General features: G+C 35.2%; 9 protein-coding genes. 6 read left to right on the top strand and 3 right to left on the bottom strand.

The annotated features are described in order from the left end of the window. The first annotated feature begins 118 nt into the window (after positions 1-118). On the top strand, positions 119-1,039 hold the full coding sequence (locus tag ACIDC4_RS08495; RefSeq protein ID WP_072960213.1) for a family 2A encapsulin nanocompartment shell protein: 921 nt from the start codon (positions 119-121) through the stop codon (positions 1,037-1,039). Next, the gene (locus ACIDC4_RS08490; RefSeq protein WP_412042427.1) at positions 1,023-2,960 is read left to right on the top strand and encodes a family 2A encapsulin nanocompartment cargo protein cysteine desulfurase; all 1,938 of its coding nucleotides are present in this window, start codon (positions 1,023-1,025) and stop codon (positions 2,958-2,960) included. Before ACIDC4_RS08495 ends, ACIDC4_RS08490 begins: the two co-directional genes overlap by 17 nt. A 580-nt stretch (positions 2,961-3,540) precedes the next feature. On the opposite strand, the gene ACIDC4_RS08485 is transcribed toward ACIDC4_RS08490, so the two are convergent. Both ACIDC4_RS08485 and rocD read right to left on the bottom strand, forming a co-directional pair. Further along, positions 3,541-4,005, bottom strand: a complete 465-nt coding sequence (locus ACIDC4_RS08485; RefSeq protein WP_412042428.1) for a DUF1810 domain-containing protein — start codon at positions 4,003-4,005, stop codon at positions 3,541-3,543. A 358-nt stretch (positions 4,006-4,363) separates the two neighbouring features. Further along, positions 4,364-5,617, bottom strand: a complete 1,254-nt coding sequence (gene rocD, locus ACIDC4_RS08480; protein WP_412042429.1) for an ornithine--oxo-acid transaminase — start codon at positions 5,615-5,617, stop codon at positions 4,364-4,366. Positions 5,618-6,030: 413 nt separating this feature from the next. On the opposite strand from rocD, the gene ACIDC4_RS08475 reads away from it, so the two are divergent. The 4 genes from ACIDC4_RS08475 to ACIDC4_RS08460 all read left to right on the top strand — a co-directional run bounded on the left by ACIDC4_RS08475 (position 6,031) and on the right by ACIDC4_RS08460 (position 9,752). Next, a complete protein-coding gene (locus ACIDC4_RS08475) occupies positions 6,031-6,483 on the top strand; it encodes an Lrp/AsnC family transcriptional regulator (RefSeq protein WP_208684525.1) in 453 nt (150 codons plus the stop codon). Between the two features lie 122 nt (positions 6,484-6,605). After that, positions 6,606-7,379, top strand: coding sequence for a dienelactone hydrolase family protein (locus tag ACIDC4_RS08470; protein WP_412042430.1), 774 nt, complete (start codon positions 6,606-6,608; stop codon positions 7,377-7,379). A gap of 285 nt (positions 7,380-7,664) precedes the next feature. After that, positions 7,665-8,729: a DUF3667 domain-containing protein gene (locus ACIDC4_RS08465; RefSeq protein WP_412042431.1), complete on the top strand. Its 1,065-nt coding sequence runs from the start codon at positions 7,665-7,667 to the stop codon at positions 8,727-8,729. 6 nt (positions 8,730-8,735) lie between these two features. Next, positions 8,736-9,752, top strand: coding sequence for a M28 family peptidase (locus tag ACIDC4_RS08460; protein ID WP_412042432.1), 1,017 nt, complete (start codon positions 8,736-8,738; stop codon positions 9,750-9,752). A gap of 350 nt (positions 9,753-10,102) precedes the next feature. On the opposite strand, the gene rho is transcribed toward ACIDC4_RS08460, so the two are convergent. After that, positions 10,103-12,007: a transcription termination factor Rho gene (gene rho / locus ACIDC4_RS08455; protein ID WP_412042433.1), complete on the bottom strand. Its 1,905-nt coding sequence runs from the start codon at positions 12,005-12,007 to the stop codon at positions 10,103-10,105. Positions 12,008-12,052: the final 45 nt, after the last annotated feature.

Raw genomic sequence — 12,052 nt, 5'->3', positions numbered from 1 at the left:
CTTCTGATGTTTTTATTTTTAACATAAATTTACTTATACGCTAAAACAGTGTTTTTTACGAATAAAAATTGTTAAAAAAGTGTACCAAAAATAAATTAACCATTAAACCTTTAAAGCCATGGCGGAACAAAAACAACAACAAACAGCATTAGGAGATGTTGCAGCAAGACAATTAGCAATTGCAACTCGTACGGTCCCTCAAATTGGGACAATTTCACCACGTTGGCTGACGCATCTTTTGCATTGGACACCAGTAGAATCAGGCGTATTTCGTTTGAATAAAGTAAAAGACGGAAGCCATATCGAAGTCGATTGTTCGGCACGTGACGAAAGAGTTTTACCCAATACTTTCGTAGATTATATCGATAATCCCAGAGAATACAATCTGGCTGCAGTACAAACCATTGTAGATGTACACACCAGAGTTTCTGACTTGTACAGCAAACCATACAATCAAATCTCTGAGCAATTACGTTTGGCTATTGAAACGATCAAAGAACGTCAGGAAAGCGAATTAATCAACAATAAAGATTATGGATTGTTGAGTAATGTTGCAAAATCTCAAATCATTAAAACCAGAACTGGCGCACCAACTCCAGACGATTTAGACGAATTGTTGACAAAAGTTTGGAAAGAACCTGGATTTTTCTTGTTGCATCCTTTAGCAATTGCTGCTTTTGGCCGCGAATGTACACGTCGCGGAGTGCCGCCTCCTACAACGTCTTTATTTGGATCTCAGTTTTTGACATGGAGAGGAATTCCACTTATTCCATCGGATAAATTACCTATCGTAAACGGAAAATCGAAAATTATTTTATTGCGTACAGGCGAAAGTCGTCAGGGTGTTATCGGATTAATTCAACCGGGATTACAAGGCGAGCAATCACCAGGATTATCGGTTCGTTTTATGGGAATCAATGAAAAAGCAATTGCATCATATCTTGTATCTCTTTATTGCTCTTTGGCAATTTTGGTCGATGATGCTATCGCAGTTCTTGAAGATGTAGAAATAGGAAAGTACCATGAGTATAAATACTAACCACGACGGTTTACCCAACATTGAGGATTTGCAGCATTTGGCGAACGAATTGTTCAAGTCATTACCTAACGAGTTTCCTAAGGAAATTTCGTTAAGTCCTGATCGAAATGAACATCCGCGTGCGACAAAAATTGCAGAAACTTTGTTGAATACCGGAAACTTAAGCGGTAATAGCCCGACAACTCTTCCGTTACAGAATGTAGCAACACCACCTTCTGGTGCCCCTGCATTTAGCGGCTTTGGAGCTTCGCCAACTGTTGCCAATTATGGTTCAGGAGCTTCGGCTTTATATCCTAATGCCGGAGCCGGATTTGATCCTCAAAGTGGGGTTTCTCCATCAGGAATTCCACACGGAAATAATGTCAATGTCAACAATCCGCAAACGGGTTTTCATGATGTCAATTTCAAGAATGGCGGAACGGCACAATCGAATGAAGAAAACCTTTTTTCGCAATTGCTTTTAAATAATAATTATCTGCCTTTTCAAACCGAAAGTTCTTCTTTTGAAACGGAATTAAAAGAGGCGTTGTCTTTTGTGGATACCAACTTTACAAAGCGCGTTGATTTTTCGTTAAACGGAAATGAAATACCTAATTCGTATTATTTTTTAGAACAAAATCCGTTTGCTTTCGATCAGAGAAATTCAAATTTAATTGTTGGAAATACTTTCGAAAAGCCAGATTTCGGAAATGTCTCAGGCTCTCGTTTTGATGCTAATCTGATCAAAAAAGATTTTCCTATTCTAAGAGAAACTGTAAACGGAAAACCTTTAGTCTGGTTTGATAATGCTGCAACGACCCAAAAACCACAATCGGTTATTGATCGTATTGCGTATTTCTACGAACACGAGAATTCGAATATCCATCGTGCAGCACATGAACTTGCCGCTCGCGCCTCTGATGCTTACGAAGCAGCTCGTGAGAAAGTAAAAACGTTTTTGAATGCAAGTTCAGTAAACGAAATTGTATTTGTTCGCGGCGCTACAGAAGCTATCAATCTGGTTGCCCAAAGTTGGGGCGATCATAATCTGGTTGCCGGAGACGAAATCATTGTGAGCAATCTGGAACATCACGCGAATATTGTTCCGTGGAAACGCTTGGCCGATAAAAAAGGCTTGAAATTAAGGGTAATTCCCGTAGACGATGACGGACAGATTTTGCTGGATGAATATTCAAAACTACTGAATTCTAAAACACGTTTGGTTGCTTTTACACAAGTTTCAAATGCACTTGGAACTGTAACTCCGGCCAAAGAAATTGTAAAAATGGCACATGCTGTTGGAGCAAAAGTTTTAATTGACGGAGCACAATCGGTTTCGCATATGAAAGTGGATGTTCAGGATTTAAATCCGGATTGGCTAGTTTTTTCCGGACATAAACTTTTTGGTCCAACCGGAATTGGCGCTTTATACGGAAAAGAAGATTTACTAAACGAAATGGAACCCTACCAAGCTGGCGGAAACATGATTCAGGATGTAACTTTTGAGGAAATAAAATACCACAAAGCTCCAAATCGTTTCGAAGCCGGAACCGGAAATATTGCTGATGCCATTGGCCTTGGCGCTGCAATAGATTATGTTACCAAACTTAGTATTGACGCTATTGGTCACTATGAACATCAATTACTTGAATATGCGACAAAACTATTGAAAGAAATTCCGGGCGTGAGACTGATAGGAACAGCGAAAAATAAAGCAAGTGTACTTTCTTTTAATTTGCAAGGTTATACCAACGATCAGGTGGGTCAGGCTTTAAACAGAGAGGGTGTTGCAGTAAGAACCGGACATCATTGCGCGCAGCCTATTTTGCGAAGAATGGGTGTTGAAACTACTGTTCGTCCGTCTTTGGCTTTTTATAATACTACAGAAGATGTTGATACTTTCATCAAAACTTTGTGGGAACTTAAAAAAGTTAGATTTTAAAAATAAAATAGAGAAATGTCTTGTACATCTTCTTGAAGAAATAATTACTTTTTTTGATATTTTAAGTAATTATAACCAAAAGCGATTGTTTTCGAACAGTCGCTTTTTTATTTTAATTTGAATTTGTATGAAAAAGTTTCACGCAGATTTGGCAGATTAAAGAAGTCTCTTGATAGCCCATCGGTAGCTTCAAAAAATTTAACCGCAAAGTTCGCTAAGTTTTAAGCTCATTTGATTTTTTTAAAGAAGTTCGCAAAGCTTTGGGAATGATTTTCAAATTTTTAATCCAAATTTTGATCAAAAGTCGCAAAAATAATTTGTGAAATTTGTGGTTTAATAAAACTCAAGCACATTTAAAAAATCATTATAATCTGTGGTAAAAAAATAATTCGAGAAATTCGTGGAATTCGTGGCGAAAAAATTTCACGCAGATTTGGCAGATTTAGCAGATTAAAAAATCATTTATCATCATTATACTCTGAGGCAAAAAAATATACAGATACGAATTTTAAGTATTTCAAAAACAAAAAACCATTCCAGTTAAAGTGGAATGGTTTTCTTTTTTACGTTTGAGCGTAATTTATATTAATGCTTCAACAGCTGGCGACACTACTACTTGTGAATCGATGATTGATAAAGTAAACTGATCTGAATATCCTAAGAAAAATGTATCGAGAACTTCCTGAAATACAGGATGAGCACCTTCTACCTGAGAAAACAGTGTCATCGATGAACATAATTTACGGGCATCTAAATCGCCTAAAATACCTTCGGCGGATTTTCTTTTAAATGTTAATAATAGCGCTGAAATTTCTATAAGATGTTTTGCTAAAATGGGATGATCCAGGAATTCTTTCGCTTCCTTAAGATCGGCAATGGCATAATATTTTGAAATATTACTTGTACCTAATCCTTGTATTTGCGGAAAAATAAACCACATCCAGTGTGTTTCTTTTTTCCCTTTTTTCATTTCGGCAAGAGCGGTTAAATAAAGTTTATTCTGCGCATCTAAAAAACGTGTTATATCATTATTTGAGTAAGCCATTATAATAGAATTGTATTTATAAAAGTTAGTAAGACCGTTTTGGTTCTTTCTTTTGTCTTTCAATTAAAAATTAAATAACCTCTTTTTAAGTCTGTTTTTAAGTTCGTTTGAAAGACATTCAAAACTACTTCTCAAGTCGCTTAAAAAGATTATACAATTCATCAGCTTTGTTATATAATTTATAGCATGTTATGAAGAATAATTTTTAGTCTCAGTTACAGTCTCAGTTTTCAGTTTCTTAACTGACTGAAAACTGAGACTGAAAACTGAGACTGTGACTGAGACTGAGACTGAGACTGAAAAAAAAAGCTGCTCATCTCTGAACAGCTTTTTTAGTTTGAATTATTAATCGATATTTTTAGTCTCTAAAATCACTTAATGATTTCTCGATAATTTCAAGACATTCCTGAATTTGAGCTTCAGTCATTACCAATGGCGGCGCTAACCTGATTTTATTTCCGTGTGTTGGTTTTGCCAATAATCCGTTATCTCTGAACTTTAAGCAAATCTCCCAGGCAAGATCTGAATCTTCTCCACAATTAATTACAATTGCATTCAGCAAACCTTTTCCGCGAACCAGCGTGATTAGATTATTTCTTTCTGCAATCTCGTTCAAACCTTTTCTTAGAATGATTCCCAAACGTTCTGCATTTTCAGCCAGATTTTCTTCTTTAATTACTTCAAGCGCTGCAATGGCAACAGCTGCTGCAACAGGGTTTCCACCAAAAGTTGATCCGTGTTGACCCGGCTTAATCACATTCATGATTTCGTTATTACACAAAACAGCCGAAACAGGATAAACTCCACCAGAAATGGCTTTACCTAAAATCAAAATATCAGGCTGAACATTTTCATGATGAACGGCTAATAATTTTCCGGTACGCGCAATTCCGGTTTGAACCTCATCGGCAATAAACAACACATTATGCTTCTCACACAACGCTTTTGCTTTCGATAAATAACCTTCAGATGGTACGTAAACTCCAGCTTCACCCTGAATTGGTTCAACCAAAAATCCCGCTATATTTTTTGACGATTCAAGAGCTTTTTCAAGAGCTTCAAGATTATCATATTCTATTTTTATAAATCCTTCTGTAAAAGGACCAAAGTTTTTACGTGCACCTTCATCATTAGAAAACGAAATGATTGTAGTCGTTCTTCCGTGAAAATTATTCTCACAAACAATAACCTGCGCCTGATTCTCCGGAATACCTTTTACTTCATAAGCCCATTTTCTACAAACCTTAAGTGCCGTTTCAACAGCTTCTGCACCCGTATTCATTGGTAGTACTTTATCAAAGCCAAAATATTTCGTTACAAACTCTTCGTAATCTCCCAACTTATCGTTGTAAAAAGCACGAGAAGTCAAAGTCAGTTTTTGTGCCTGATCTACCATTGCTTTCACAATTTTTGGATGACAATGTCCTTGGTTTACTGCAGAATAAGCCGACAAAAAATCATAATATTTTTTTCCGTCTACATCCCAAACATATACACCTTCTCCTCTATCTAACACCACCGGAAGCGGATGATAATTATGAGCTCCGTATTTATTTTCTTTTTCAATCAAAATTTCTGATTTTGACGAAAGTGATTTATCAGTTTGTATCATGTTCTATTTCTTTTAAAGGGCAAAAGTATTAAATTTTATTCATTATCGGGCGCTAAATTATAATTTTGACTTTTAAAACCTAATTAAAAAGTCAAAAACAATATTTTTAAACCTTAAAAAAATCAAATAGACTTGTCTTTACAAAGAGTTTTCTCTTGTTTATTGAAAAAAATAATTACTTTTATGAATTCGAAAAAATTCTGCTATTTGCAGAATGTCGTGTAGTCCCTAACGGGACAAAATTATGTTTGAAATTGTTTATTTTCTACCAATATTTAATCTCTACGAGATTATTCCGTTAGGAATATAATATTGGTAGAAAATAAATAATAAGCCAATAAATATGTACCGTAGGGACTAAATACAATTCAATAGTTAAGAATAAAAAACACACAATAACTCAATTTAAAATAATGGATATATTAGACGAATTTGATATAAGCATCATTAAAGAATTAGAAAAAGATGGCCGAATGGCGTTTTCTGCAATTGCTGCTAATTTGAAAATATCAAACACTATGGTGCATCAGCGCATTAATCGAATGATTGAGCAAGGCGTTATTAGTGGTATAAAACCTATTATTCAGGAAAAGAAAATTGGTTATGACTGGGCTTCTTTTACCGGAATTACACTCAATAAAGATTCTGATTCTGACCGAATTATCGAAGCATTAAAAGATATTCCTGAAATTACAGAATGTTATTATGTAACAGGGTCTTTCACGCTTTACATCAAAATTATTGCGACCAACCACGAACACATGCGAAGAATTCTTTATGAAAAAATCGATAGTATTCCCGGTATTGCCAAAACCGATTCTATTATTGAATTGGGCTGCGCTTTTAAACGCAATATTACATTGTAAAACAAGCATCCTGGCCAATGATTTTCATCTTAGAAATCTTATTGTAAAAACCTGATAAGAAATAACTTCTGGTATATTTTTGTAACATAATATTTCTGATATTTGTTTAAAATTGTACCACTATGAAAAACTCAGCATTTCTTTTATTTGCTACTATATTGTTTTCTAACACTATAAACGCACAATTAAAAACCGTAAAATATACAGATGGCTCTCAGGCTTTAAACGGTTTGTTTGTAAAATCAGCTAAAAAAAGCACACAGAATCCGGGAATTTTACTTTTACCGGCCTGGCTTGGAATCGATAAAGCTTCTAAGGATATTGCAGAAAATCTATCTAAATTAGGTTATAATGTTTTCATCGCTGATATTTATGGCGAAGGAAACTACCCAACAAATACTGCCGAAGCTGGAAAACAAGCCGGTTACTACAAAAAAAATTACGAAATCTATCAAAAACGTGTTGATTCAGCCTTAAAAGAATTAGTAAAATCCGGAGCAAATGCTGATAACATTGTAGCTATTGGTTACTGTTTTGGAGGAACCGGAGTTCTTGAAGCTGCCCGCGGACATTTGAATCTAAAAGGAGTGGTTTCGTTTCACGGAGGTTTAGGTAAAGATGCCACCCGTCCGGTTGAACCTATTACGACAAAAGTTTTAGTTTGTCATGGTGCTGATGATCCGTTTGAGTCTAAGGAAGAAATTACTGCTTTTCAGCAGGAAATGCGCGACTCAAAAGCCGATTGGCAAATGATTTATTATGCGAATGCTGTTCACTCGTTTACTAATCCTGAAGCCGGAAACGACAACTCAAAAGGCGCAGCATACAATGCCGTCGCAGCAAAAAGATCATTTGAACATTTACAGCTTTTCTTAAATGAAGTATTAAAAAAATAATACTTTATTGATGGCACACGGATAACACTGATTAAACGGGTTTACACAGATTTTTTTAATTAATTCGTGCTAATTCGTGGCGAAAAAAAATGGCACGCAGATTATAATAAAAATTAATTCGTATTTATTTGTGAATCCCGATAGCTAGCGGGAGTAGTAAAAAGAAACCAGCGCAAACCCGTTTAACCCGTAACATCCGTGAGCAAAAAATCAGCGCAAACCCATTTAAACCCACCTCACTCGTGGGCAAAAAATAACAACCAAAACCAAACCAAAGAATAACCAATGTCACACAGTCCGATTAGAAAAGACAAAACCTGCCTGAATTGCAGGCACGTTGTTGAACAAAATTTTTGTCCAAATTGCGGTCAGGAAAACACAGATTCGCGAAAAACATTTCATCATTTATTCATTCATTTCTTTGAAGATTTAACGCATTATGAAAATGCTTTCTGGCGTACCATTAAAAATCTTTTATTTAAACCTTCTTCTTTAACTAAAGAATATCTTTCAGGAAAAAGATTGTCTTACCTTGCTCCTGTTCGGCTTTATATTTTTATCAGTTTTATCACTTTTCTACTAATTGCAATGTTTCCTGTTCATGTAAATGATAAAGTACACGAATCTCCAAAATCAGAAAGAGTTAAAGGACCAGCTTCGTCTCACAAAAATTCATTAGAAGAAGACGATAATGTAAAAGCTTTATTAAACTCTAAATCAATATCTGAGGAAAATAAAAAAGCAATTCAGCAAATATTAGACAATCCAAAAACAAGTGACGACAGCTTAATTAATTTAGGCTATAAATCAGTTAATCAAATTGATTCTATTCAAAAATATGGTCCGGAATCTAAAAAGCTTTCTGCCTTTGGTTATTGGATCAATCGAAAAATACAAATTATAAAAGATCAAAATACTGGTCGGCAAGCTCTTGATAAATTCATAGAATCATTTATACATAATTTGCCTAAGGTTTTATTTATTATCATGCCTTTTTTCGCTTTCTTTTTATGGCTTTTTCATAATAAAAAGCGTTGGTATTATTTTGACCACGGCATATTTACCTTACATTATTTTTCATTTTTATTGCTTATCTTTTTAATTCTCTTTTCTGTAGATAAATTAGCAACCTTAATCAACTATACTTTTATTAATTTTATAAGTGGCTGTTTAACATTTATTGGTGTAATTTGGGCATTTTATTACTTTTTCCCAGCTCATCATAGATTTTACGGAGAGTCCCGAATTATGTCTTTTACAAAAAGCATAGTATTGTTTTTTATTAACTCATTTTTTATCCTACTTTTACTAATAGCATTTGCTTTTTATACATTCATAAATTTACACTAATACCAAATGAAAAAACTTATAATTCTATTATTAATTGGTACTGCATTCTCTTGTAAAAATATGCAGTCGGCTGCATCAAAAGACAATTCAGATCCAAGCAAATACATAAAATCTATTAGCGAAAAAGACCTGAAAACAATGTTGTACGTGATCGCTTCTGATGAAATGGAAGGACGCGAAACAGGATCTAAAGGACAGAAAAAAGCAGGTCTTTATATGATCGAACAATACAAAAAAAGTGGAGTTTCGTTTCCTAAAGGAGCGGCAGATTATTACCAACACATTCCTGCTGCTTTTCTAAATGCAAGACGCAACGAAAATTTACCGGATTCAGAGAATATCTGGGCTTATATTGAAGGTTCTGAAAAACCAGATGAAGTCTTAGTCATTTCTGCTCACTATGATCACGTAGGTATCAAAAATGGCGAAATTTATAACGGAGCTGATGATGACGGATCAGGAACAGTTGCGGTTATAGAAATGGCCAAAGCTTTTGCAAAAGCTAAGAAACAAGGACATGGTCCAAAACGTTCTATTTTATTTTTGCACGTAACAGGCGAAGAACACGGTTTACACGGTTCTCGTTATTATTCTGAAAATCCATTATTTCCTATCGCCAATACTATTGCAGATATCAATATCGATATGATTGGCCGTCGCGATGTAGAACATGCTAAAACAAATAATTATGTTTACGTAATTGGTGCCGACAGATTATCGAGTGATTTGCATAATATCGTAGTGGCACAAAACGAAAAATACACCAAAATAGATTTAGATTTTAAATTTAATGACCCTAAAGATCCTAATCATTTTTACGAGCGTTCTGATCATTATAACTTTGCTAAACACGGTATTCCGTCAGTATTCTTCTTCAACGGAGTTCACGAAGATTACCACCAAAAAGGCGACGAACCTGAAAAAATTGAGTACGATGCTTTAACAAAAAGAACAAAATTGGCCTTTTCAATCGCCTGGGATTTAGCCAATAGAGAGAATAGACCGGTAGTGGATAAGAAGTAAGTTTTTTAGTTGCTAAGGTTCTGAGATGCTAAGATTCTAAGTTTTTCTAAAAGAGTTACTAAGGCTCTGAGATTCTAAGTTTTTTATAGACTAAAGTTTATAAAATGTTGTTATTTGGAAGAAAAAATAACATTGACACTCCAAAAATATAGCCCACGGTTGAAACCGTGGGCTATGTCAAAACATTATATTTAAAAAACAAAAACGGGATGAGTTTTAAAACTCATCCCGTTTTTTATATCATTTAGTTTAATCTCAAAGAAAAAACTCAGCATCTTAGTATCTCAGAACCTTAGCGACTTTAAAAAAAACTTAGAACCTTAGTCCCTCAGCTCCTTAGAACCTTCCTCCTAATCATTCATAGAAATCAAAAACTCTTCGTTGTTTCTTGTTTTCTTGAAACGATCGTTTACAAAATCCATAGATTCTACCGGGTTCATATCTGATAGGTATTTACGCATGATCCACATTCTTTGTAATGTTTTTTCGTCTAATAATAAGTCATCACGACGTGTACTTGACGAAGTAAGATCGATTGCAGGGAAGATACGTTTGTTGGCAATTTTACGATCTAACTGAAGCTCCATGTTACCGGTTCCTTTAAACTCTTCAAAGATCACCTCATCCATTTTAGAACCTGTCTCTGTCAATGCAGTTGCGATGATACTTAACGAACCACCGTTTTCTACATTTCTTGCTGCTCCAAAGAAACGTTTTGGTTTTTGTAATGCATTCGCATCAACACCACCACTTAACACTTTTCCTGATGCAGGCTGAACTGTATTGTAAGCTCTTGCCAAACGTGTAATCGAATCTAAAAGAATCACAACATCGTGACCACATTCTACCAAACGTTTTGCTTTTTCAAGAACAATATTGGCAATTTTTACGTGTTCTTGTGGTTCTCTGTCAAAAGTTGACGCGATAACTTCTCCACGTACGCTGCGTTGCATATCTGTAACCTCCTCAGGACGCTCATCGATCAAAAGAACAATAAGGTAAACTTCAGGATGATTGGCTGCAATTGCATTTGCAATATCTTTTAATAACATTGTTTTACCGGTTTTAGGCTGAGCGACAATCATACCACGTTGTCCTTTTCCTATTGGAGAAAACAAATCGATAATACGGGTTGAAACTGAACTGCCTTTTTCGGCTAATTTGAATTTTTCTGATGGAAAAACTGGTGTCAGGTGCTCAAAAGAAACTCTGTCGCGAACCACCTGAGGATCGTGACCATTGATTTTAAGTACACGAACTAATGGGAAAAACTTTTCGCCTTCTTTAGGAGGACGAACCACTCCTTTTACAGTATCTCCGGTTTTAAGACCAAATAATCTGATTTGTGAGGTTGATAAATAAATATCATCCGGAGAGGCTAAATAATTATAATCTGATGAACGTAAAAAACCATAACCGTCCGGCATCATTTCAAGAACACCTTCACTTTCGATAATTCCGTCAAACTCAAAGTCTGAATCTCTGAAATTGTTCTTTTTGTTTTTATGATTTGGATTTTGATTCCCGTTATTCCCATTTCCGTTACCATTTGCATTTGGATTAGCATTCGGGTTAGGATTTTGATTTGGGTTTGGATTCTGGTTTGGATTTTTAATCTGGTTCGGATTGACCTTTTTAACTAAAACTGGTGCTTCTGTTTTTTCAGCAGTTGAAGTTTCTGCTACAGCTTCGCCTTCCGGAATTGCTTCTTTTGTGGCTTCTTTTTCTTTTTGCAAAGCGACTTTTTTCTCGTAAGCTGATTTATTGAATTTTACGATTTTTGGTCCTTTTTTCTCTACTTCCGTATTTTCAGGAGTTTCCTGAACTTCTGGATTGTCAGGAGTATCTGTTACTTCCTTTACTTCTGCAGCTGCTTTTGCTATTGGTGCTTGTTTGGCTTTAGGAGCAATTTTGGCTGATGGAGTTATTTTTGCTGCCGGAGCTTGTTTTGCAACGACAGGAGCTTCTGTTTTTTCCGGAGTTTCCTCTATGGTATCAAATTCTAAGACTGGAGCATTTTTACTAATAGCCGCTTTTTTCACAGGAACAATCCTTGCTCTTTTTGGCTTATCATCAACATTTTCCTTTTCAGTTACAGCACTAGGAGACGGTGCTACAGTGGTTTCCTGATGTGCTAAAATCTGACTGATTAAGGTCTCTTTTTTGACACCAGTAAACTTTATAGTTTTAGCTAACTTAGCTATTTCTTGAAGCTCAGAAAGCTTCATTTCTTTTAATGCAGAAATATCAAACATGAATGTTCTATGAATTTAATTATTTTAACGGAATACTGTAAAAAG

This window comes from Flavobacterium sp. C3NV, from assembly GCF_046825355.2.
Classification (GTDB): domain Bacteria; phylum Bacteroidota; class Bacteroidia; order Flavobacteriales; family Flavobacteriaceae; genus Flavobacterium.
The sequence above is the reverse complement of the archived record's forward strand: the minus strand, read 5'-3'. Positions and strand labels throughout refer to the sequence as shown.

Excerpts from the sequence above, each read along its gene's own strand:
- ACIDC4_RS08475 (WP_208684525.1), top strand. The coding sequence starts at position 6,031 with ATGGATATATTAGACGAATTTGATATAAGCATCATTAAAGAATTAGAA.
- ACIDC4_RS08460 (WP_412042432.1), top strand. The coding sequence starts at position 8,736 with ATGAAAAAACTTATAATTCTATTATTAATTGGTACTGCATTCTCTTGT.
- rocD (WP_412042429.1), bottom strand. The coding sequence starts at position 5,617 with ATGATACAAACTGATAAATCACTTTCGTCAAAATCAGAAATTTTGATT.
- ACIDC4_RS08495 (WP_072960213.1), top strand. The coding sequence starts at position 119 with ATGGCGGAACAAAAACAACAACAAACAGCATTAGGAGATGTTGCAGCA.
- ACIDC4_RS08490 (WP_412042427.1), top strand. The coding sequence starts at position 1,023 with ATGAGTATAAATACTAACCACGACGGTTTACCCAACATTGAGGATTTG.
- ACIDC4_RS08485 (WP_412042428.1), bottom strand. The coding sequence starts at position 4,005 with ATGGCTTACTCAAATAATGATATAACACGTTTTTTAGATGCGCAGAAT.
- ACIDC4_RS08470 (WP_412042430.1), top strand. The coding sequence starts at position 6,606 with ATGAAAAACTCAGCATTTCTTTTATTTGCTACTATATTGTTTTCTAAC.
- ACIDC4_RS08465 (WP_412042431.1), top strand. The coding sequence starts at position 7,665 with ATGTCACACAGTCCGATTAGAAAAGACAAAACCTGCCTGAATTGCAGG.
- rho (WP_412042433.1), bottom strand. The coding sequence starts at position 12,007 with ATGTTTGATATTTCTGCATTAAAAGAAATGAAGCTTTCTGAGCTTCAA.